Source organism: Paenibacillus alkaliterrae, from assembly GCF_021532375.1.
Lineage (GTDB): Bacteria > Bacillota > Bacilli > Paenibacillales > Paenibacillaceae > Pristimantibacillus > Pristimantibacillus alkaliterrae.
Genome location: NZ_JAKGAP010000019.1, coordinates 1 through 21,385 on the forward strand (window position 1 = coordinate 1; position 21,385 = coordinate 21,385).

General features: G+C 49.6%; 25 protein-coding genes and 1 pseudogene. 3 read left to right on the forward strand and 23 right to left on the reverse strand.

All coding sequences use genetic code 11. The features are described 5' to 3' along the window. The first annotated feature begins 266 nt into the window (after nt 1–266). Nucleotides 267–1,052 (forward strand): DUF1883 domain-containing protein, encoded by a 786-nt coding sequence (locus tag L1N85_RS10245; protein ID WP_235237469.1) that lies wholly within the window; start codon nt 267–269, stop codon nt 1,050–1,052. Nucleotides 1,053–1,395: 343 nt separating this feature from the next. Here L1N85_RS10245 and L1N85_RS10250 read toward each other — a convergent pair whose 3' ends face one another. From L1N85_RS10250 to L1N85_RS10290, 10 genes are all read right to left on the reverse strand, one after another. Further along, nucleotides 1,396–2,253 carry a sulfurtransferase gene (locus L1N85_RS10250; RefSeq protein ID WP_235237470.1) on the reverse strand — a complete coding sequence of 286 codons (858 nt, stop codon included), beginning with the start codon at nt 2,251–2,253 and terminating at the stop codon, nt 1,396–1,398. A 53-nt stretch (nt 2,254–2,306) separates the two neighbouring features. Then, on the reverse strand, nt 2,307–2,501 hold the full coding sequence (locus L1N85_RS27565; RefSeq protein ID WP_328285195.1) for a molybdopterin-dependent oxidoreductase: 195 nt from the start codon (nt 2,499–2,501) through the stop codon (nt 2,307–2,309). 17 nt (nt 2,502–2,518) lie between these two features. Then, on the reverse strand, nt 2,519–2,965 hold the full coding sequence (locus tag L1N85_RS27125) for a molybdopterin-dependent oxidoreductase (RefSeq protein ID WP_328285196.1): 447 nt from the start codon (nt 2,963–2,965) through the stop codon (nt 2,519–2,521). A gap of 192 nt (nt 2,966–3,157) precedes the next feature. Further along, nucleotides 3,158–3,709 carry a GNAT family N-acetyltransferase gene (locus tag L1N85_RS10260; RefSeq protein ID WP_235237471.1) on the reverse strand — a complete coding sequence of 184 codons (552 nt, stop codon included), beginning with the start codon at nt 3,707–3,709 and terminating at the stop codon, nt 3,158–3,160. A 374-nt stretch (nt 3,710–4,083) separates the two neighbouring features. Then, nucleotides 4,084–4,968: a carbohydrate ABC transporter permease gene (locus tag L1N85_RS10265; RefSeq protein ID WP_235237472.1), complete on the reverse strand. Its 885-nt coding sequence runs from the start codon at nt 4,966–4,968 to the stop codon at nt 4,084–4,086. A gap of 13 nt (nt 4,969–4,981) precedes the next feature. Next, nucleotides 4,982–5,863 (reverse strand): carbohydrate ABC transporter permease, encoded by an 882-nt coding sequence (locus tag L1N85_RS10270; RefSeq protein ID WP_235237473.1) that lies wholly within the window; start codon nt 5,861–5,863, stop codon nt 4,982–4,984. A gap of 96 nt (nt 5,864–5,959) precedes the next feature. Further along, entirely contained in the window at nt 5,960–7,288 is a 1,329-nt protein-coding gene (locus tag L1N85_RS10275) for an extracellular solute-binding protein (protein ID WP_235237474.1), read from the reverse strand. Nucleotides 7,289–7,397: 109 nt separating this feature from the next. After that, nucleotides 7,398–8,186 (reverse strand): response regulator transcription factor, encoded by a 789-nt coding sequence (locus L1N85_RS10280; protein ID WP_235237475.1) that lies wholly within the window; start codon nt 8,184–8,186, stop codon nt 7,398–7,400. Nucleotides 8,187–8,190: 4 nt separating this feature from the next. After that, nucleotides 8,191–9,945, reverse strand: a complete 1,755-nt coding sequence (locus L1N85_RS10285; RefSeq protein WP_235237476.1) for a sensor histidine kinase — start codon at nt 9,943–9,945, stop codon at nt 8,191–8,193. 267 nt (nt 9,946–10,212) lie between these two features. After that, entirely contained in the window at nt 10,213–10,467 is a 255-nt protein-coding gene (locus L1N85_RS10290; RefSeq protein ID WP_235237477.1) for an ArsR family transcriptional regulator, read from the reverse strand. Between the two features lie 61 nt (nt 10,468–10,528). Here L1N85_RS10290 and L1N85_RS10295 point away from each other — a divergent pair. Next, nucleotides 10,529–10,717: pseudogene (locus L1N85_RS10295) on the forward strand (NAD(P)H-dependent oxidoreductase); the annotation flags it as partial. A 51-nt stretch (nt 10,718–10,768) separates the two neighbouring features. Here L1N85_RS10295 and L1N85_RS10300 read toward each other — a convergent pair. The 6 genes from L1N85_RS10300 to L1N85_RS10325 all read right to left on the reverse strand — a co-directional run bounded on the left by L1N85_RS10300 (nt 10,769) and on the right by L1N85_RS10325 (nt 16,265). Further along, nucleotides 10,769–11,377, reverse strand: coding sequence for a hypothetical protein (locus tag L1N85_RS10300; RefSeq protein ID WP_235237478.1), 609 nt, complete (start codon nt 11,375–11,377; stop codon nt 10,769–10,771). A gap of 188 nt (nt 11,378–11,565) precedes the next feature. Continuing rightward, a complete protein-coding gene (locus L1N85_RS10305; RefSeq protein ID WP_235237479.1) occupies nt 11,566–12,417 on the reverse strand; it encodes an NAD-dependent epimerase/dehydratase family protein in 852 nt (283 codons plus the stop codon). A gap of 22 nt (nt 12,418–12,439) precedes the next feature. Next, a complete protein-coding gene (locus L1N85_RS10310) occupies nt 12,440–13,378 on the reverse strand; it encodes an aldo/keto reductase family protein (protein WP_235237480.1) in 939 nt (312 codons plus the stop codon). A gap of 366 nt (nt 13,379–13,744) precedes the next feature. Then, nucleotides 13,745–15,187, reverse strand: a complete 1,443-nt coding sequence (locus L1N85_RS10315) for a hypothetical protein (protein ID WP_235237481.1) — start codon at nt 15,185–15,187, stop codon at nt 13,745–13,747. A gap of 455 nt (nt 15,188–15,642) precedes the next feature. Continuing rightward, nucleotides 15,643–15,897: a hypothetical protein gene (locus L1N85_RS10320; protein WP_235237482.1), complete on the reverse strand. Its 255-nt coding sequence runs from the start codon at nt 15,895–15,897 to the stop codon at nt 15,643–15,645. Further along, nucleotides 15,894–16,265, reverse strand: a complete 372-nt coding sequence (locus tag L1N85_RS10325) for a hypothetical protein (protein WP_235237483.1) — start codon at nt 16,263–16,265, stop codon at nt 15,894–15,896. The genes L1N85_RS10320 and L1N85_RS10325 overlap by 4 nt, the downstream gene beginning before the upstream one ends. A 72-nt stretch (nt 16,266–16,337) precedes the next feature. On the opposite strand from L1N85_RS10325, the gene L1N85_RS10330 reads away from it, so the two are divergent. Then, nucleotides 16,338–16,661 carry a type II toxin-antitoxin system Phd/YefM family antitoxin gene (locus L1N85_RS10330; protein ID WP_235237484.1) on the forward strand — a complete coding sequence of 108 codons (324 nt, stop codon included), beginning with the start codon at nt 16,338–16,340 and terminating at the stop codon, nt 16,659–16,661. A 478-nt stretch (nt 16,662–17,139) separates the two neighbouring features. On the opposite strand, the gene L1N85_RS10335 is transcribed toward L1N85_RS10330, so the two are convergent. The 7 genes from L1N85_RS10335 to L1N85_RS10365 all read right to left on the reverse strand — a co-directional run bounded on the left by L1N85_RS10335 (nt 17,140) and on the right by L1N85_RS10365 (nt 21,381). Further along, nucleotides 17,140–17,673 (reverse strand): SRPBCC domain-containing protein, encoded by a 534-nt coding sequence (locus tag L1N85_RS10335; RefSeq protein WP_235237485.1) that lies wholly within the window; start codon nt 17,671–17,673, stop codon nt 17,140–17,142. A gap of 54 nt (nt 17,674–17,727) precedes the next feature. Next, nucleotides 17,728–18,060 (reverse strand): ArsR/SmtB family transcription factor, encoded by a 333-nt coding sequence (locus L1N85_RS10340; RefSeq protein ID WP_235237486.1) that lies wholly within the window; start codon nt 18,058–18,060, stop codon nt 17,728–17,730. A gap of 22 nt (nt 18,061–18,082) precedes the next feature. Then, nucleotides 18,083–18,532 (reverse strand): YdeI/OmpD-associated family protein, encoded by a 450-nt coding sequence (locus L1N85_RS10345; RefSeq protein ID WP_235237487.1) that lies wholly within the window; start codon nt 18,530–18,532, stop codon nt 18,083–18,085. A gap of 576 nt (nt 18,533–19,108) precedes the next feature. After that, complete coding sequence (gene map / locus L1N85_RS10350; RefSeq protein ID WP_235237488.1) at nt 19,109–19,861, reverse strand: type I methionyl aminopeptidase; 753 nt, start codon at nt 19,859–19,861, stop codon at nt 19,109–19,111. Between the two features lie 361 nt (nt 19,862–20,222). After that, complete coding sequence (locus L1N85_RS10355; RefSeq protein WP_235237489.1) at nt 20,223–20,411, reverse strand: hypothetical protein; 189 nt, start codon at nt 20,409–20,411, stop codon at nt 20,223–20,225. Between the two features lie 180 nt (nt 20,412–20,591). Beyond that, on the reverse strand, nt 20,592–20,813 hold the full coding sequence (locus L1N85_RS10360; RefSeq protein WP_235237490.1) for a hypothetical protein: 222 nt from the start codon (nt 20,811–20,813) through the stop codon (nt 20,592–20,594). 139 nt (nt 20,814–20,952) lie between these two features. Next, nucleotides 20,953–21,381 carry a PaaI family thioesterase gene (locus L1N85_RS10365; protein ID WP_235237491.1) on the reverse strand — a complete coding sequence of 143 codons (429 nt, stop codon included), beginning with the start codon at nt 21,379–21,381 and terminating at the stop codon, nt 20,953–20,955. Nucleotides 21,382–21,385 lie beyond the last annotated feature (4 nt).

The window sequence follows — 21,385 nt, forward strand, 5'->3', positions numbered from 1 at the left end:
TTAAGTCGTACTGTTTCTTCGTCATATTGTGTTCCCCTCCGCTTGATTTCATTGTATCTAAGTAAGGGGTGTTCTGTCCAAGTCTAAATAGGGGCTTTGGATCGCTACTCGCATACGTATGGGGTAGATTATAAAGCAGCGGATGGACTTATTTCTCTACTAAAACAATCACAAATGGATAGAACGTAAGACTCATATTGGTTTGTTAATATAATCTAATTATGGTAGAATAGTTCTATCATTTAGCAATTGGGGGTAGTTACTTCATGAATTTTCGACACTATGGTCTAGGATCTCGTAAAGCAGGTGAAGTTGTTGAAGTTTCACTATCTGGGAGTTCTGCAAATGTAAAACTGATGGATAGCCTTAACTTTAGTGCCTATAAAGCTGGACGAAAACATAGATATATGGGCGGCCATGCCACTAAGTCCCCCGTTCGTCTGGCCATTCCTAGATCAGGAAATTGGCATGTGACTGTTGATTTAGGTGGATATCAGGGATCAGTGAAATCTTCAATTAGAGTTCTTCCCGGAGTGTTGCCTGAAATAAAAGAAAGGCCTTTATCCTCAGTTCCCTCATTAGTACAAGGAAACTCTGACAGTAACCCTTTTATACCTAACAGTGAAGAGGACCTTCGAGAGTTTGATGTGTTTATTTCTCATGCATCAGAAGATAAAGACCAAGTTGTTCGTCCTCTTGCACTAGCACTACAAAGTCATGGATTGAGGGTTTGGTACGATGAATTCGAATTACGAATAGGTGATAGCCTTAGACGAAAGATTGATCGGGGACTTGCGAAAAGTAAATTCGGAATTGTAGTTTTATCCCCCTCGTTTCTAGGTAAAGGATGGACCAACTATGAGTTGGATGGCATCATAACAAGAGCTGTCACCGGTGAGCAAGTAGTTCTTCCTATCTGGCACAATATAACTAAAAAAGAGGTAATTGAGTTCAGCCCCTCTCTAGCAGATAAATTAGCAAGAAGTACGGCATCACATACGGTAGAAGAAATCTCATCTGAAATTTCGGATATGATTACAGGTACGAGATAAAATACTATGTTGATCTTGTGTTGATCGCTCATTTCATAAAATCGAGTTGTTGACTTATTTACCTTTACGTTACTTTAAATTTAAAACAGTAAGGGCCGGTTAGCCACTCGAAAGAGGAGGGCTGCCGGCCTTCTTTGGTACATGGAAGGTTGAAGAAGCGACAAGCGCGGATTATAAATACATCAGGAGAAACACATACATGCGCTCGGCTCGGGGCTTCATGAAAGTACTTTCAGAGTGCGAGTGTTTATTCCGTGTTGACTTGAAGCCCCTCAGAGCACATTGCCCAAGATATTCGCCTTATATGGCGCTGTACACTCGAATTGCATACTACTATGCCGTTCTAAGCTTTTTCCTCATCCCCCACCGCTACCGGATTTTCCACATCAGAACTCCAATCACTCCAACTCCCCGCATAAAGCTTCACATTACGGAAGCCCGCGTCCTGCAACGCAAAAACATTCGGCGTAGCCGTAACACCCGACCCGCAGTAGACGATGATTTCATCGTCCTTCGAAAGCCCGGCGAAGCGCTCAGCCTGCTCCTCGGGCGACTTCCACGTGCCGTCGGCACGTTTGCCTTCATTCCAGAAGCGATTGATCGCGCCTGGAATGTGGCCTGCCGCCGGATCGAGCGGCTCAACCTCACCGCGATAACGCGGGGCTTCGCGCGAGTCGATGATAACCGTGCCGGCTTGCCCGATTTTGGCGCGGACCTCGGCTTGGCTGATGAGAAGCCCGTTCTGAACGACCGGCTCGTATGTAATTCCCTCCACCACCGCTGGCGTTTCGCTGCTGACCGGATGGCCTGCTGCCTGCCAAGCCGCGAAGCCGCCTTCAAGCAAGAAGACATCGCCATCGTGGCCGATCCACTGCAGCAGCCAGCGCAGACGGGAAGCCATTGCGCCGCCCTGGTCGTCATACGAAATAACCGTCGTGCTTCTGCCGATGCCAATACGTCCTAATACTTCCGCAAGCGCCGCGGGCTCCGGCAGAGGATGACGCCCGCCTTCTCCGCCGGGGCGCTTCGGTCCCGACAGATCATGGCTGAGCTTCAAGTAATAAGCGCCTGGAATATGCGCCTCCGCATAAGCTCTGATTCCCGCCTCCGAATCGTTCAACGCATAACGCGTATCCACAATAACAAGCCCAGCCTGACCCAACCGCTCTGCCAACCATTCCGATTTTTTAAAATAAGTCATTTCCTTCAGCTCCTCAATCTAATTTATAATTCCATCTCCCACAGCAGCGGAAGTTAAACCCACGCGTCATTCGAGTATCCGCACTCTTCCCAGTAACCGACATGCTCGCCCTCAATGAGTTCGATACGGTTCAGCCATTTGACGGATTTGTATGCGTACATCATCGGCACGACGAGCCGGACCGGACCGCCGAGATCGCTCGGAATCGGCTTGCCGTCATGCATAACCGCAACCATAACGTCATCCATGTCAGCCTGTTCCAGCGTTAAGGTAAGGTATATACGCCATCGCCGGAATAAAATTTTACCGTTTTCGCATTCGCCTTCACGCCTGCCTGCTTCAATAGCTCCTTAAGCGGTATGCCCTCCCACGTATTCTTATAGACGGACCAGCCCGTTACACAGTGGAAATCGCTCACCTGCTCGGTCCGCTTTAGCTCAACAAACTGCTCCCAATCCCAGTTAAACGAATTGTCCACCAGGCCATCGATCTTGAACGACCAATTCGCATTCGAAAAGCTCGGGATCGGCGTAACCGTATATACCCGGAATTGTCCCTGCGCTCCCCCGCCTATAGGCGGCGCAGATGCCGGCAGCGGCACCGGATCGGCAACGAGCGTATTCGCATTGTTCTCAATGAGCCTGTCGATCGTTTGGCTGCCGTCGATGCTGCCAATCGAATTACCTGCCCATTTGATAAAGGACGGACCCAATGTAATGGCGAGGCCCGCTCCAATCGCACCCCGAATAAAAGACCGCCGCGTATAGACCGGCTGAGGTGCCGCTGGATGAATGCCCTCCTCTGACCGTTCGTTCTTGATCGTGCGGCGTTGCGGCTCCTTGAGCCATTTTGCCCGTGTAAAGGAATGATAATAATATAAGGAAGGCCGACCCGGGTCAGCAAATCATGGACAACCAGCGCGGTGTTCGAAACGCTTGGCCCAACCGCCTTGAACTTTAGTAAAAAATAAGTTTAAATCATCATCCGCCGGAACCTCGGAGCCGGGGATGACCGGCTCCAGCCTGTACATGACGCCCCGGCCGTCCGGTATATAGCCTCTCTTGGCGTATAAACGCTGCGCGCTCCCGTAGCTGTCATAAAGCCCCACGCCAATTCCGACGATTCCGTATTTTTCGAATGCCAGCTGCTCCACGGCGTCCATTAGAGCATTTCCGATACCCAGCTTGCGGAGCGGCGGGATCACGTTAAAATCGTTAATTTCCGGTATGCCGTTCTGATAGAAGTAAGGATAATCCGATGCGGAAAGCAAATGGAGACTTCCAGCGAATCCACCCTGATAAAATGCCAATAACGTTATTCTTTCGCCTGTGACGTTCTCTTCCCAACAACTCATGACATACTCTTTGGGCTTATTGATCTTATGTTCAGCGAAAACACGATACACCGTTTCCACATCTTCACCCGTCATTTGTCTGATCTCAATAAAATGAGTCATGAATACACCTCCGCCTGAAGCTATAGTGACCTAATTTTACCATGAGAATCCGGTCAGACGCCCGCCCTTTATCGCTATAGATAAACTTGACCAATAAGCACTCCAAACTGACTATATGCAAGGTGAAACGGCTGTCGCTGTCCTTTGGCGGCGCAGCTCGTTTCATTCCGGAGAAATATAGAGAAAGTATGGCGAAATGATATACTTTCCTATATTTCAAGCGTAAACGGCTGACGCCGTCCTTTGGCGGCAAAAGCTCGTTTCGCGGAGAAATATAAGCAGCTTATAAGGGTAAAACTTATAAATTCTTATATTTCAAAAAGGCCTGAACTTCTTCCCGGCGGGAGAAATTCAGGCCTTTTTTTTGTGCATGATTAACCTTTGACCGAGCCCGCCGCGATGCCTTCGACGATCCGGTCGCTCAGAAACAGAAACGTAATTAGTATTGGCAGGATGCTGATCATCAGCGTTGCCCCGATCGCGCCCCAATCGGTCGTGTATTGCCCGATGAAGTTTTGCACGCCGACTGTCAGCGTCTTATAAGCGTCGGAGCTAATAAACGTGTTGACGAATATAAACTCGTTCCAATTATAAATCATGTTAATGATGGCCGTCGTCGCGAGAACGGAGCTCGTCATCGGGAACACGATGCGGAAGAACATGCGGTTAACGGAACAGCCGTCAATGATGGCGGCTTCCTCGACCTCCCGCGGCAGCGCGTAATAGAATCCAAGCAGAATCATAATCGTGATCGGCATGTTAAATGCGACATAGGTTAAAATCAGTGACAAAGGATGATCGATTAAGCCGGCGTTATTAAATAGACTGAACAGCGGAATGAGCGTGGAATGGACGGGAATCATCATCGCCACCATGAACAGCCCGAGCACGATGGAGCTCCCCTTCCACTTCATTCGCGTAACGGCGAAGGTAACCAAGCTGCCAAGAACGACCGTGAGCGCCGTAGCCGCAACGGTAATCCATACGCTGTTGATGAAATAAACATCGATGTTTCCTGCGCTCCATACCTTCCCGTAATTTTCCCAGTGCGGATTCATCGGCAACGATAGAGGCGGAAGATTAAACACTTCCTGATTGTTTTTTAAAGAGAAGAACAGCAGCCAAACAAGCGGAAATAATTGCAGGACGGCAACGGCAATCAACACGGTATACAACAAAACGTATCCGAGCTTTCCTGCCATCCCCCCTCCAGAGCCCTTCATTCCCCCCTGCAGCTGCCCTGCGGTTTCGGACATCATGAAGCGTCCCTCCTTACGAGTATTGGATCGTATCTTTCGTAACGGTCAATTTGCGTATGATCCAGGTAGCGATGAGACAGATGACAAGGAGGAAAAATCCGATCGCGCTGCCATAGCCGAAATCATAGGATTTGAATGCTTCACTATACATATAAGACGCCATGACCTCACTGGCTCCATTCGGCCCTCCGTTTGTCATGACATAGATCAGATCAAAATATTTCAAGGATCCGACCACGGCCAGCACAACCGTTACCTTGATCACTTCCATCGCCAGCGGAAGCTTGATCTTCCAGGCGATCTGCAGCGCATTGGCGCCGTCGATCTTCGCCGCTTCCTCGAGCGAGGCCGGGATATTCTTTAGAGCCGCGTAATAAATCAAGATATAGAAGCCCGCATACTGCCACAAAATCGGAATGAACAGGGCAAACAGGACAAGAGACGGTTCTGCGAGCCAGGCGGGAGGATTAGCAACGCCAAAGGATTCCAATAAGCTATTCAAAATACCGTTAGTAGGATGATAGATTTTAAGCCATAGCTGCGCGATCGCAACCGATGACAGCAGCATGGGAATGAGATAAATTTTGCGAAACAGGTTCGCAGCCTTGATCCGGGAGGCCAGCACCATTGCGACCATCAAATACAAAATAAGGCTGACGCCCGAGAATAAAGCTAACAATAATGAGTGCCAGGCACTGCCCCAGAACGTTTCGTCCTTGATGAGAGCTTGGTAATTGTCCAGCCCGATAAAGGTCATGGCTCCGATGCCATTCCATTCATTCAACCCGTAGTAGCCGGTTAAAACGATCGGAATGTAGACGACGGCCAGAATCAGAAGCAGGGCTGGCAGCACATACAGCGCGATTACTTTTTTATTCGACATTACTTTATCCACTTGGGCGGCTCCTCTCTTTCATAGTCGGTGGAGGAAAGGCATATCCGGCATCATCTGCCGGATATGCCCTCGTCCATCTTAGCTGCATTCAAGCCGTTAGTTGCCTTTGGATATGGCCGCGTCATGCTCCTGCGAGAATTTCTCCGGCGTTGAAGCCTTGCCGAACAGCGCTTGGATCTGGTTAAGATGAGTCTCTGCCGCACTCGCCTGCATTTGAACATCTGCAAACAACGTGATACTGCTCGCTTGGTTCATTTCGTTAAACAGATCGATGTACAGCTGAGGCAGCTCCAAAGCGGCCGTATCTACCTTTGTTGCCGGAATGACGCCGGCACCCGTTACGGATTGCTCGCCCCATTTCACGATGAAATATTCGACGAACGCTTTTGCTTCTTCCTTGACCTCAGAGCTTTCCGAGACGAACAAGCCGACGCCCGGTCCGCCTACCCAGCTGTTGATATCACCTTTCCCTCCGTCTACCGTCGGGAATTTGAAGAAGCCTACACTATCACGGAACTCTTGCGGAATATCCTCATTCGTCGTGAAGTTCGGAAGCTCCCATGTGCCCATCATGTACATAGCGGCTTTGCCGTTCAGGAACTCCGACTTCGCTTCTTCGTTTGACAGGCCGTTGAAGCCTTTAACGAACGCGTTGCCGTCAACAAGCGTTTGAACCTCTGCGGCTGCCTTCATAAGCCCTTCGTCCATGAACGATGCGGAGCCGCTGATCGCGCTTGCCAATGTCTCTTGGCCCGCGAGACGGTCAGCCAGATACATATACCACAGCGAACCGGTCCAGCGGTCTTTATTGCCGAGCGCGATTGGCGCGATACCGTTTTCAGACAACGTTTTCACAACGGTTTTAAATTGCTCGTACGTTTGCGGCACCTCGAGATTATTTTTTTCGAAGAGCGCTTTGTTGTAGTATACCGGCGCGATGTTGAACTCCAGCGGAAGCGCGTACGTCTTGCCGTCGATGGCGTAAGCCTCCGTCGTCCCCGATACGAACTTACCGTTCAGCTCGCCGCTCAGTACATCGTCAACCGGCGTGAACAGCTTGCCCTCTACATACGGCTGCATGAATCCGGCTGCCCACGTGACGCCCACGTCCGGAAGCTGGTTGGAAGCCGAAAGCACTTTCAATTTGTTTTTATATTGTTCATTGTCCAGAACCTCTTGCTTGATCGAGATATTCGGATTCTCTGTCTGGAAGTCCTTAATGATTTGATTAACGATTTTGTTCTGACCGGCGGATACGCCTTCCGGCCACAAGTGCATGAAGTTAATCGTCACTTTGCTGGAGCCGCTTTCATTTGTACCACTGTTAGCAGCAGTTTCGCCGTTGTTTCCATTTTGACCGCAGCCGGCCGCAATCAAAGTAAGACATAACGTCAGTAACAGCATCGTCCATTTTTTGTTGAACACGTTTACAACCCCTTTTCTGATGATGAAAATGATTTCCCATTGCTCTGCTCCATTGTAGCAACGTGCGGGCAACACCGTAAGGGGATATGGATTGGGAAAAGTTCTACTTTTATTGGATTGTTTCTTCCGAATGGACTACGCTCTTTCTGTATTGTCCCGGACTGACTCCCTCAAGCGAACGGAATACCTTCACGAAATATTTGTCCGTCTGGTAGCCGACCTGTTCGGCTATTTCGGCAATAGGCTTCCTCGTATTCGATAACAGCTCCTTCGCCCGCTGCACCCTCCGTCTGGTCAAATAATCGGTAAAGGTTAACCCCGTCTGTTCCTTGAACAGCACGCTGAAATAGCTCGCGTTCATATGCAGGTGGTCCGCGATATCGCGCATCGATATCGGCTCCTGAAGATGGTCGTCCAAATAGTGAATCGCTTCCTTTACTTGAGTGGAATACACTTTGTCCTCCTGCACGGTTTCCATGAGCTTCGGATCCATCAGCTTCTCCATGCGTTCAATCCGGTGTATCTCATCCTCCCGTTTGAGAGCCAGCTCGACTGCTTTAACCAGCTTAGTTTTATCCAGGGGCTTCAATAAATATTCAACGACTCCGAACTGCAGCGCCCTCTGCGCATAGTCAAATTCAGGATGCCCGGAAATGATAATGACGACCGGCGGATGCGTCATGCCGTTCACCCTCTCCACTAAATCAAGTCCGCCGATCTCCGGCATCCTGATATCCGTCACAAGCAGGTTGGCATCATGCTTCATCAGCCAATCCAATGCTTCTACGCCATTTGACGCCGTGACGATCCGGAAGCGGCCGGCAGACCAAGCTTCCAGCGTCTTGCGGACGCCTTCCCTCGTTCTCGGTTCATCGTCCACGATCAAAATGGTTTTCACGTTTCTAGTCCCTCCCCTGTTCGCCGGGTATCTCGAATGCGATGGTTGTCCCTTTGGCTTCTTCGCTTCGGATATTCAGCCCGTTAGTGCCCGCTTCATAATATAGCCTTAGTCTTCTTTCCACGTTGGCGAGTCCAATCCCATTGCCTTTGGCCGAATCATTCTGGCCGCTTTCCATAGCGGCATATAACTCGCGGATCTTATCTTCGTTCATGCCCGGGCCATCGTCCGTCACCACAATCCGCGTATAGCCCTTCCGGCCGGAAGGCTCTGCCCGCAGGACGACTGTGCCCTGCCCGACTCGCTGCTCCACGCCATGAAGGATGGCATTCTCCACGAGCGGCTGGATCAACAGCTTTGGAATCGGTACGCAGCGGCTGGCGTCGTCCGCTTCGATCCGCCAGGAGAGCCTGTCCAGCATCCTCATATCCATAATTTTCAAATATCTTTCGGCATGTTCCAGCTCATCCCCGACCGTTACCCATTCGTCCTCGTCCGCCCTGCTGATCACATAGCGGAATAATCCTGACATTGCGACTACGATTTCGGACAGCTCTTCTTCCCCCTTCTCATCGAGCGCCCAATAAAATGCTTCCAGCGTGTTAAACAAAAAATGAGGGTTGATCTGCGCCTGCAGTGCCTTGAGCTCGGTTCGGCTCTGAATGATTTCCTTCTGGTACACGACCTCGATCAGCTCATTTAGCGAGACGACCATTTGATTATAGGTATGATTAAGCTCGTTAATTTCCATGGTCGCGGAGGTCACCGGTATCGGCTTCAGTGTTCCAAACCGGGCATTGCGCATCGCCTTGATCAAGTTCAGGATGGGACGCGTGATCATGACCGATAAAATAAAGGTTAAAATAAGAAACAGCAGGCCTCCTACCATCACCGAGACAATAATCGCCGTTCGGAGCACGGCGATCCCCTCTGTCGCGTAATCAACCGGCGTCAAAATAATGATTTTCCAGCCCGTCGTATCCGATTGTTTCTGGACTGCAAAATATTTCTTTCCATCTAAAGATATCGTTTCTTGGCGGCTTATTAGTGCCGCTGCTTCGATGTCTGATGGAAAGTCCGAAGAAATGATTTGGCCCGATTCATCGACCAAGCCCATATATTCCCGTGCCGCTCTGTCATTGTCTGCAGCCGATTCCGCATTCATCAGCTCAAAATAGCTTTTGTCTATCTGCACCATGACATACCCCGCATGCGAAAACGAGCGGTCGATCAGACGGACATGGCGGATTGCAATCACGACATCCGGATACCGGGGATCAAGCCCCAGCCATATGAGCCGGCCTTTTCCCTCGTCTACGCGGCTGATCCACTCGTCCGGTACCCGACTTTCCAAAGTGTCATCCGCGAGCGGCAAAAGTCTCCGGTACTCGGTCGTATACAGCTCAATAGAGCGGATACCCGTCGTATACGCCTCGTGCTTGCGAACTTCCTGTTGAAGGAGCTGCCGTTCCTCGAAGTTAATCGGTCTTCCATCGGCCTCTTGCATAAGCAGCCGCTGAATATTCGCGTTCGTCGCTACCTGCGCCGTGAAGGTATCAATTTGCCGCAGCAGCACGTCCAGCTTGCCCGTTGCTTGCACGGCTGTCTGCTGAATATGCTTCTCCGCATTGCTTCGCAGCAGAACCGAAACCTGTTCATAATTAAACAATCCGACCGCGGCCAGGACAAGCACCATAACAAACATGAAACCGAGAAAAATCTGGTTGCGGAGCGTATTTATACGTCCCCATAAGTTCACTTGCTTTCCCCCTGCCTATGTTTCTGTAGAAATTACTATACACAATAATCGCTGAGAAAAGAAATCCTGTGAAGACGCAGAGCAGAAGGAGGCGGAAATGGAAGCGTATGGACATTAAGGCAAGACCGCCCGGCTCGCTGCCGCTCATCACCCTGATACCGAAACAAAAAGAGGAGCATTCCCCATCAAGGGATGCTCCTCTCTCTCCTATGTCCGGGAAAGCCCGCCTTCGGCTTCACTCCCGCCTCCCGCCCGCTTATGCCTTCATTAGCTGCTCTTCTGCAATTGCTGCAAATGAGCATCCAGGTTATCGAACGTCTCCGACGTGCCTTGAAGCATACCCATATCCAGCACCGTTTGCAGCGCCTCTTCCGAAACATATTGCGCGCGGTTGATGAGCTTAGTCTGACGAAGCCGGAGCCGTTCGGCGATTTCCCCTACCGTGAGGGGACTTACGCGCAAAAGTTCAACGATATGCAGGCGGTTAGGCTCGGCCAAGGCACTCATTACGTTAGCATCCATATAAATCATCCATTCCCTTAAACTATTGAATTCGACCTTCGCTTAGCGTCAGCACCGCTAGGGACCTGCGCTTTATCCTCTTTTCTGGCTGAACAACGCCCGCAAGACGCTGATGAGAAAAGCGCTGTTCAACTACGCGGGCATTAAAAAGGTCAAATTTTTCGAGTTTGGCTCGATGGAGAGCCCCAAAGGAAGGCAAACAGAGAAGCTGCAAAAGATTTATCAATATTTCAAAGCTGTATCCAGCTGACTGAAGAGCCAGGTCAGGTTCTAGTCAAAAACGGGAAGACCTCGCCTGGCTTTAGATCCGTGCGGCCTGCAAAATCGCAATTGCGGCCCGCTCTCTGCGATCCGCATCTTCACTTCGCATAGCTGTCTTCAAGATGTCGATAGCTTCCTGAATCATCGCTTCATCAATCAGCCCAGGTCCTGTTGCCTTGGGCTTTGATAACATGCTCTCCACCTGCTCTTGGGTCACGGGGCGTCCGAACTTCCCGATTCCCCCTTCCTCGCTGAGGAAAGCTAGCAGCTCCGGATGCAGGTCTTCTCTCTGCAGGCTGTTAAGCCACGTCACGCCGCGCCTGTGACCGCTGTTATCCTCAGCGTTGTCGAATAAATCAATGTAATAATAGTCGCCGAGATCACCCAGATGTATACGTTCACCAGCATCAACGATTAAGTAATCGCCGTCCTGCATTGCGTGCGCGAAGACGCTATGCTCCTCTAAGCCACGTTCAAGCTCCTGCTCTTCCAGATGGTTCGCCTCGGCTAATTTATCCCGCAGCTCCGTCTTGCTTAATTGATTTAAGTCACCAATTCCGGGCAGCCCGAAGCATACATAGTTGTCCTCCAGAAACGTCGGCATACGGTTCATGCCGGCATCATTTACTTTCAGTCGAAACAAATGCAAGTCTAATCCCTCCAAAATAAAACGTCATTTCTGCCTGCTGTATCCGGCTAAGCGCTTTCTCGTCCGTGTCTGCGATGGCCCTACTCATACGACTGAAGCCGCCCAAGGCGTTAACCCTGAACGGCTTCAGTCGCGTCATATAATTAGGCATACATACAAACTACATCAACATTACGTATGCGTACTTCTTACAAGCTCTCAACATAATCCCGCCAAGCATGCTTAGGCTGCCATTTCAGCAGCTTCTTAGCCTTCTCACTGCATAGCAAAGCTTCATAGCCTTCAAGCGGTTTACGGAAATCGTCTACCTCCGGAAAGCGCGCAGCCATTAAGGTTCTGCTTGGGACAGCCATGCTGGTATCATCCGCCGCCAGATTAAGCGCGACGCTGCCCAGCCCCTCTGCCTCAATCGCCAGCTGGATAGCTTCCGCCGCATCTCTAGTGTCAATATAGCTCCACAGAATGCGGTCGCGCTGCTCAGGGTCATGGATGAATGACGGAAACCGTTCATAGGCCTCAGGCGTTATGACATTGCCTAGCCGGAACGAAACCACCTGCATGCCCGTTCGTCTGTGAAACATATCCGCGGTTTGTTCATTTACGATTTTTGATAATCCGTAGCTGTCCTGCGGAAGCTGCGGATGGGCTTCATCCATAGGAACATAAGCGGGCCCAAATCGCTCGCCGGCAAACACAATGCCATAGGAGGATTCACTGGAGGCGATGACCGCCTTGCGGATGCCAAGCCCCGCCGCTGCCTCCAATACATTGTAAGTAGACATGACATTATTGTTGAACGTTACTTCATTCGGATGCGAGTAGGCAACGGGTATAGCCGCCAAGTGTACGACGGCATCCGCTCCGGCCAATACGCCGTAGACCTCGCCAAGATTGGTTAAATCCACGATCACGGTACGGCATAACGCCTCAGCCGGATGTTTGACGTCCGCATTGACGACTTCATAGCCTTGCTCGGCAAAATGCTTGACCACCCATTTGCCCAGCATGCCGCTGCCGCCTGTTATCACTACCTTAGGCACGAGCTGTCACTCCTTCTTTTTGTTAGCCCAATATCTGTTCAATACGTTCCGCGATGTCTACGCTCAGCTCAATACCGGATGCCTTGGCATTCTCCTCGACTTGCTCCGGACGGCTCGCGCCGATCAAGGCGCTGGATACATTCGGCTGCCGCAAAATCCAAGCCAGCGCTAACTGTCCAACCGAGAGTTCGAGTTCGGCCGCTACACTGCTCAGCTCAAGCACTTTATTAATTTTCTCTTCAGTCACTCCCTTACGCATACCTTCCAGCTTCGCTGCCCGGCTGTCAGCTGGGAAATCGCCTGCGGAGCTGTACTTGCCTGTCAGCAGGCCCTGGGCAAGCGGCGAGAACACAACTTGTCCGATGCCGTTCCGCTCTCCGTAAGGAATCACTTCTTTCTCGATATAACGGTTGAACATATTATAAATCGGTTGATTAACCACGATACGATCCAGCAGATAGCGGTCCGCTATGGCATGCGCTTCCGCCATCTGCGATGCCGTCCATTCGCTTACGCCGACGTACAGCACTTTCCCTTGGCGCACCAGATCATCCAATGCCCGCAGCGTCTCTTCCATCGGCGTATTAGGATCATGACGGTGGCAGTAATACAGATCCACATAATCGGCTCCCAGCCTTGCTAGGCTGGCATGGCATTGCTCCATAATGTGCTTGCGGGATAATCCCCGGTCATTGGGTCCGTCGCCCATCTGGCCGAATACCTTGGTCGCGAGCACATAGGATTCCCGCGGGAAGGCCCGCAGCGTTTCTCCCAGCAGCTTCTCCGCTTCACCCTTTTCGTACACATTCGCCGTATCAAAAAAATTAATGCCCAGCTCATACGCCGCTTGAATCGCTTTCACAGCATTTTCACGTTCTACATATCCGCCATATGTCAACCAGCTTCCTAGACTAACCTCACTAACCTTCAATCCGCTTTTTCCCAACTTACGGTATTGCATCTCTACTCATCTCCTCTTGAATTAGATGACAATAAGCTGCTAAAACGCTTTCTAAGCTCGCTTCTCTATTCTAGATAAGTTTGATGCAACTTTAAAGTAGTGAAATAATTATCACTTTATTATATTGAATATAGATACTATACAAAAAGTAACCACTAAGATTAGAAGAGAATCCAACTATGACAGCAAATAACTATGATCCGAAAGTATAAACCGTTTACCTAGCAAGGCCGGTCTATTTCTTTTGGTTAAACGCTACAACGATGGCAATAACCTTCTTAAATATATTTCCGTATACTGAAGCAATATCATACAAGAACGAGCCTCTGGAATAGCTTCCTTGGCTCGTTTCTCGTGTAGAGATTCTTATTGTGTTGTCGTCTCATAAAAGGCTACGATATTTGAATCCTCGTCGAAGATAATAACCGCGATGTATTTGAATGATCCTTGTCCTCCGAATGGGCTATTTCCAAAATGACCTCTGGGCGTGAGCAGATGCTTAGGAACACCGTTTTCCACCAGATTAGTCGGGCTTGCACCATAAATCTTTTCCATATAATACATGCCATAACTTCTGTCGGCTGTCTGGAATGCGGGCAACGCTTTGGGATCTACTGTCATCAATAAATTTGTAATTGGATCGTTCTTTAATGCACCGTTCTCGCCTTCACTTATACTCTTAATTTTAATCGAAATGCCGGAAGTAATTCTTAGTTGCTCCGTAACTTTTACCGTTTCCGAGCTTTTCGTTACTTTATCTTCAAATTCCGGCAGCTCTTCATGTATATAGGCAATTGGCCGTTTGATCTGATCGTAAAAAACAAGCACGTAGGAGAACATGACCTGCGGATCTGTGCTCGAGCGACTCCATGCCCCTTTAATTAGAGGATGGGAATAAAACTTCGTTGTAGTCGTATCTTTCGTCTTCAGCTCGTTTTCTGCTAAGAACGTGGAATAATCAATTGAATTGTTTTCAATTTGTGAGACCGTTTTTTTATATTCATCGAGCTGATCAAAGGATTTTATTGCAAATGAAGCAGCTTTATTCAGCGGTTTTTCCAGCTCCTTTGCTCGAATGAAGATATCCATTGATCCGTATCTTGGACGCAGTATACGCACACCTCTTGGATCATGCAGCCATACGGGAGGCGACAGAATTGCCCCGGCAGATTGGGCGGCCTCATGGGTAAAGACACCTTCCCCTACAAGAAACTCAGCAAGCGTGTGTTCATCGCCTTTCTTATTCTGCAGCAAAGATTGAAAGGAAAGAATCACGATATGATCTCTCAAAAATGAATTATTTTTAAGTTCCTTGGCTTGATCGCCTGTCACCATGCCCAAGGACAATATTTTATCGATAGCAAGATTCCATTGGAAGTCGCCCGCTTGGTCACTATATCCAAGAGCCCTTAGAAGCATTGTTGCATATTGGGCCGCAGTCAAGTGCTGCGTTGAACCATACTTATTTGCAGAAATACCGCTTGCGAGCTGCTGATTATAAAGGTAGGCAACAGCTGGGACAGCCCATGAAGGCACGTCGTTAAATGGAATCGAATATTTCCCTTGCTTTGCTTCCTCTTCTTTGCCCAGCATACGCACAAGCATGACTGCACCTTCAGCCCGCGTAGGTTTTCTGTTCAATTCGAAACCGTTTGCTCCCCCTTGGAACAAGCCTAACTTCTTAAGCGACTCCGCTTGTTCTAAATATACGCCGCTCTGGCTTCCGCTTGCAGCAAATACTGTTATATTCGCAGATGAAAATAACAGCAAGGCAAGCAACAGGAGGAAAACCCCTTTATTGCTTTTCAATCCAAGCCAACCCCTTTGTCGAATAATGTCTAATGTAATACAAAGTAATATTCGACACCAACCAATTTATTCCTGCAAGTGGTTGGTAAACATTTCATATATAGGGTGCTGGACAACAAACACCAAGCGCGATGAACTCAAAGCTGTACGGTGTTATTGGTGGATATAAGAGCAAACGCTCGGTTCAGAGCTTTTTGTAAGCGTTTTTTTAATCTGGATGTTGACTCCGTGTTGATTCGGAGCATAACAAATACATCGCCCAAGGCATACGGTCTACATAGTGATGTATTCAAATTTTACATACTGTTATACACCTTTCGGCACTTACTCGTCTCCGGTAGCTATTTCGTTCGAAGGATCAGAACTCCAATCACTCCAATCTACCGTATGCTGATTATAAGGAACAGGCTGCCGGGGAATCTCCTCCGACAGCCTTAACACTAAGTTTTATTCCATTACTTGACCGGCCCCATCCATGTTGTTATCGTTTGCTTCGGTTGATTTTGCATCGACAATTGCAGCATCCCTTCGTACAGCTTAGCTATGGCAGGAGCGTAAAGCTTCGATAAATCCGGCATTGCGTTGTTTAATTTGCGAAGTGTATCCGATGAGTCTAGCCATACCGCGTTAAAGAGATAGCCTCCGTCCGTCCTGCGAATATAGCCTTTCTCCAGCAGGAAAACATACTTCTCTTGGTTCGACTCGTTCACATCCGAATCATCGCCCCGCAGATGGAGTAATGGTTTGGGTTAAAGCTTAACTCGAGCGGAATGCTGCGCTCCAATTGCGCATAAGCGATATATTTCCCACCATCTATGCGAGCAGGCGCAACCTTATCAAACTTATAGGTGAATGGCTGGCTGCGCCAGGCCTGCTCTTCAACCCATTTCGGTAGAAGTGTCCATAACAGGAAATTATAATCGTTATCCGGGTAATACAGTCCCGCAGCATCGATCTGTTCGCGGACATCCATGAGCGACTCGAATTGCATGTCGGCAATTTCGGATGCGCACACTTGGTATAATTGATGCGAGATACCGAACCTCCTCCTCCAAATATATCGGCGACACGCCCACATCCTGCGCGATTTCTTGCACCGACTTTGGCTTCCGATAGATGCCATTTGACCGTATGCGTTGGGGTGAATTACATGCCGATTATTCGACCCGTTTCAGATCTTCGTAACAATTTCAATTTAATCGCTGATACTTGCCACAATGAAGGCGAACCCGTATTCATCACAAAAAATGGTCAAGACGATTTAGTCGTAATGAGTCATGCACTTTATGAAAGACAACAGGCAATCATTGAATTGTACCAAAAATTGGCCGTAGCAGAAAAAGAGAGTAATGATCCCGCCACTAAAAAAATCAGCCACACAGATCTAATGAGTAAACTGAGGAGCCGAGTAAATGGAGAAAAGCTATCCGATATATCCTGCCCTCTGCAGAGCAGGATTTATCGAATATTGTAGAATACATCATGATTGATAATCCCTCGGCAGCAGTAAACTTTTTAAGTCGACTAGATCAAAACGTATCAAACCTTATTGCAAACCTCCATGGTGTTGTCGTCCACTTGCTCCATTTCTTAATTCCTCTGGAATTGTAATAAATATCCCCGCAGTTTTAATGATATCTCCCAACATCCACACCCTCCTTTAGAATTCTCTGTTTAGGGCATGACAGTTACCCATTAATTGGAAGGCTATTGCGGAGATCGAAGTTGTTGAAGCTAATGAAGCCACAGTCTAACACTTTAATACATCATTGGGCATACGGCTACATTGCGGAAGCCTCGCAATAACAAGTTCCGATTTTTTATCCCTGCACGGCTTCAATTATAGAAACCTAAACAAAAGCGGAGCTTCCCGTTAAGGAATGCTCCGCTTTTCTTATTCCGTGATAGCCTGCCTTCGGCCTATCTCCCGCTTCCGGGCATTTAAGCCTTCATTAGCTGCTCTTCTGCACATTTTCCAGATGAGTATCCAGGTTATCCAACGTTTCCGACATGCCTTGAAGCATGCCCATATCCAGCACCGTTTGCAGTGCTTCTGCCGTGGCATACTGCGCGGTGTTCACGAGCTTCGTCTTGCCATCCTGCTCGACGAAATCCAGCGTAACCAGCGTTTCCGGCATATTTTCCGCAATATTGCCTTCCGCATCCGAGAACCAATCCGTATAGACAATCTGCTCCGGCACCGTGATCTCGCGATAGAGCGCCTTGCCCCATGACTCCATGCCATAGAAATCGCCCTGGTTCTTATCCTCGCACTTCATGCAATAATGCCATGTGCCGCCCGGACGGAAATCGACGTTGCAAACGGGAAGCGTCCAGCCTTTAGGCCCCCACCAGTGCTTTAAATGCTCCGCCTCCGAGAAAGCCTTGAATACGAGCTCGCGAGGCGCATTGAATACACGCTCCAGCACGAGTGTGCTGCCCTCTACTTTTGATACCATTTGTTTTGCCGTATTTTGATTAGTCATGTCTATCATCCTCCTCAATTAGTTTAAAATCGTTATGCCTGTCACAGTCGGGTATTACTCTTCGTCCCGATCTTCTTTGTCTTGCAACTCCCGCAAATAATCGTCCAGCCGATCGTATCGTTCCTCCCAAATACGTCGGTAGGATTCCAGCCAAGCGTCCATTTCCTTGAACGGATCGGGCCGAAGCTTGTAAATGCGTCGGTTGGCGACCGCCTGCACCTCGACGATGCCAGCTTCGCTCAGGACGCGCAAATGCTTGGACGCTTGTGGCTGACGAAGCCGAAGCCTTTCGGCGATTTCCCCTACCGTAAAAGGACTCTCGCGCAAAAGTTCAACGATCTGCATGCGGTTAGGCTCGGCCAAGGCGCTCATGATGTTAGCATCCATAGAAATCATCCATTCACTTAAACTATTGAATTCGGCCTTCGCTCAGCATCAACACCGCTTTATCGATGCGCCGCTGCCGGGTTTCGGCAGTCTTGGCCCCATCGATCGACAACACGAACCGACGCTTGTTGCTGTAAGACAATCCGTCGAAGAACTGTCTGGCTGCCGGCACTCCGCTCAGCGCCTCGGAGAAATCCGCAGGCACTTCAAGCTCGCGGGGCTCGGTGTCAAGAACAAGCTCCACCTCCACCTCGTCGCCTGCCGCAACGCCGGCGCCATTGCGGTTCTCCGCGCTTAGCGGGAGCATGAAGCGCCCTCCCATCGAAGCGACCGTGCTGCGGTAGGTATATCCGCCAATCATCACTATAACGGCCGGCTTCTTACTCGTTCCGAGTGCCGCTACAGCTTCGCTTGGAACCTCGAATCCGGTCGCCGTTTTGCCTCCAAGCTCGATCACGGTCCGGAACTTCATAACCGTTCACCTCCTCTGTACTTCCTTTTGCTGATGCAAATATACCACACTAGGAATATTCATGTAAAGGAATATTTAAAATTAATTGTCTCGCGGTGACAAAAGCTTATCCTTGGCAGGTTCCGGTCCCCAGAATGAATATTTTCCATAGACGGAAAGCGATCGCCGCTTCATTTCATAACGTTATTTTGCTACCTTCACTTGGGCCGAGCCCAAAGTCGTATGACCTGCCAGATCGGTTACGGAATAGGTAATCGTATACACTCTTCCGCTGTCTCCTCCGGCACGTTCTGCCCGAAGCAGGAAGTCGATATCGAATGTGCCAAATTCGGCGCTTCGTCATATGAATCGGAATCATTTTATGATTAGGCGGGCCAATTAATGTCTTGTCAAATGTTCAAGAAAAGCTTTGGCGTGACGCCGACCGATTACCGTAAGGTGAAGGTGCAGTGAGACGGGCGGAAGGCGACCGGCAGCGCAGCGGCTATCCGGCACTGCCCTGCTCACGCTTAAAAAGCCGGGCAGCAACAGGTTCATCCATCTACCTGTCGCTGCTCGGCTTTTTAATGTAAACGGTCAGTCCCACCTCGTTAAGATGACGGGACCGTCCTTTGTAATTGCAATCGTATGCTCGAATTGGGCCGCCCAGCCATTATCGATCGTGCGTGCCGTCCAGCCGTCCTGCGCAATAAAGATTTCCGGGCGTCCCGCCGTAATAATCGGCTCGATCGTAATGACCATGCCTTCCTCCAGCAGCGTGCCTTGACCCGGTATGCCGCGATGCATAACCTCCGGATATTCATGCATGTTTCGTCCGATGCCGTGACCGACGAATGCGGTTACAACCTGGAAGCCGGCCCGTTCCGCCCTCGATTGTACAGCATAACCGATATCGCCAAGCCGGTTTCCGGGCACGGCTTGCTTAATGCCACCCAGCAGCGCTTGCTCCGCCGCGAGCAGCAGCTTATCCGTCGCCGATGTCGTCTGGCCGATCGCGTAGGTCCAGGCGGAATCGGCCTTCCAGCCGTCCAAATCGGCAACCATATCAATCGTTACGATATCTCCCGTCTCAAGCGGCACCGAATCAGGAAAACCATGGCAGACGACCTCATTTACGGAAGCACACGTGGCAAACGGATAACCCTTATATCCCTTTTGGGCCGGCGTCGCTCCCCGGTCAAGCATAAACCGCTCGACAAACCTATCGATTTCCTGCGTGGTAACGCCCGGCGCTATCCGCTTCGAAAGCGCCTTGTGGCAGGCAGCGACAATGCGTCCGGCCTTCCGTATTCCGCGAATATGTTCCTTCGTCTTCAGATCCACTGCCATGTGTGAACTGACCTCCTTCAGGTTTTGCGGTAGCAAAATCCACATCGTAAGCGTAGACTAGGTTTGCAGTAGCAAAATCCGGCTATATAAGCGAATGCAGAGCATAAATTCCGATTCGCACCAGACGAATTTGTCTATGTATAAGCCTATTCCGGCAAACGAAAGCTCATGACGAATAAATATGACAAAAAATTATATCGTAACATCCCGCACCCGAGGCCCCAAGCACGCCCCATTCGGCGCGCTATGTTGGATTTCTCCAGTAACTTTGCCCTCTGAGCCGACACACGCCTAATAAACAACAAATAGGCTCTGCAGTCTGCTCAATACCAGGCTGCAAAGCCGCTTATACGTAGTTAGTTTAACTGACCGAGGAGTTGATTCTGCCTAGTTCATCTTCCACCAATGTCGTCAATTCATCCTCGTAGCCGCCGGTAATGCGGTACTTGCGAATATAATCTTTAACAAACTTACGCGGGTCCTTGGGTTGAAAAATTCTCGTGAGTTCCTTCAGGCTTTCCTTGACTTCATTCTGGCTGTGCTTCGCCATGAAATCTCCTCCCCTTTACGTTGGATGGTCGTCCTAAACAGCAATATACGAGACCGCAAGCGGCGGTTACACCGCAAGAACCCCCATACGGCGCAGGTAACTCCATGGCGATTAGTCGCAATGTTTACATTTTTCTTACTATTATAACATTTGGTTTAGAAATGTGAAAGTTAACATTTATTAATCTCGCGGAGCGGCTTGTTCGGATTTAGCCTTCGAATCCTGACCGTTTTCCCTTGTATTCCCTACAATCGTTGGATGTGGAGGCGGGACATCGGTTGTCGACTGGTACGCCCTGGACAGCCTGTCTTTACGAAACATTCTTAAATATGCGATGACGCCTATGACGGCAACCAGAATGCCAAATGCCAATACAAGTGTCGTTACCCAGCCTTGAACCATGTCCTCGCCTCCTTTCCCTTACTAGATTTATCGGCATTATTTCAGCTTTTATTAATCCCGCTTGTAAGTAAGCAACTTTCCATATATTAGGTATTATAGCGAATCCGGAACGGTCAAGCAACTTTCCGAAGGTTCCGTTTCAAGTGAGACGATAAGCGCCGCTTCCCCATGCGAGCAGCTTGCCTCCTTCATCCCTCACCTTCGCTTGCAGCGTCAGGGTCCGATCCGTCCGGTGTACAAGCTCCGCCTCGCAAAACAGCACCCCTCCCTTGCTGCTGGCGAGAAATTGCGTATTCATATTCGCCGTAACGGTTTTCTCGCCGGGTGCCGCCAGCATAACGACCAACCCCATTGCATTATCCAGCAGCGACATTTGCACGCCGCCGTGTACGATACCGAGCAAATTCAGATGTTTCCCGGATGCATCTAAGCAAATCGTCGCTTTATTCGCATCCGCTTGCACGATCTCGCAGCCGAGCAAGCCCCAGAAGGTAGCCTGCGCAAGCTCGGCAAGCCTGGACAGGCGACCGGCCTGATCAGCCCTCTGCACGAGCCTATCCTCATCCACGCCG

Coding starts and splice junctions, on each gene's coding strand:
- L1N85_RS10245 (WP_235237469.1), top strand. CDS start 267: ATGAATTTTCGACACTATGGTCTAGGATCTCGTAAAGCAGGTGAAGTT.
- L1N85_RS10250 (WP_235237470.1), bottom strand. CDS start 2,253: ATGACTTATTTTAAAAAATCGGAATGGTTGGCAGAGCGGTTGGGTCAG.
- L1N85_RS27565 (WP_328285195.1), bottom strand. CDS start 2,501: ATGGATGACGTTATGGTTGCGGTTATGCATGACGGCAAGCCGATTCCG.
- L1N85_RS10260 (WP_235237471.1), bottom strand. CDS start 3,709: ATGACTCATTTTATTGAGATCAGACAAATGACGGGTGAAGATGTGGAA.
- L1N85_RS10265 (WP_235237472.1), bottom strand. CDS start 4,968: ATGATGTCCGAAACCGCAGGGCAGCTGCAGGGGGGAATGAAGGGCTCT.
- L1N85_RS10290 (WP_235237477.1), bottom strand. CDS start 10,467: ATGGATGCTAACGTAATGAGTGCCTTGGCCGAGCCTAACCGCCTGCAT.
- L1N85_RS10310 (WP_235237480.1), bottom strand. CDS start 13,378: ATGCAATACCGTAAGTTGGGAAAAAGCGGATTGAAGGTTAGTGAGGTT.
- L1N85_RS10325 (WP_235237483.1), bottom strand. CDS start 16,265: ATGTGGGCGTGTCGCCGATATATTTGGAGGAGGAGGTTCGGTATCTCG.
- L1N85_RS10330 (WP_235237484.1), top strand. CDS start 16,338: ATGCCGATTATTCGACCCGTTTCAGATCTTCGTAACAATTTCAATTTA.
- L1N85_RS10335 (WP_235237485.1), bottom strand. CDS start 17,673: ATGACTAATCAAAATACGGCAAAACAAATGGTATCAAAAGTAGAGGGC.
- L1N85_RS10340 (WP_235237486.1), bottom strand. CDS start 18,060: ATGGATGCTAACATCATGAGCGCCTTGGCCGAGCCTAACCGCATGCAG.
- L1N85_RS10345 (WP_235237487.1), bottom strand. CDS start 18,532: ATGAAGTTCCGGACCGTGATCGAGCTTGGAGGCAAAACGGCGACCGGA.
- map (WP_235237488.1), bottom strand. CDS start 19,861: ATGGCAGTGGATCTGAAGACGAAGGAACATATTCGCGGAATACGGAAG.
- L1N85_RS10355 (WP_235237489.1), bottom strand. CDS start 20,411: ATGGCGAAGCACAGCCAGAATGAAGTCAAGGAAAGCCTGAAGGAACTC.
- L1N85_RS10360 (WP_235237490.1), bottom strand. CDS start 20,813: ATGGTTCAAGGCTGGGTAACGACACTTGTATTGGCATTTGGCATTCTG.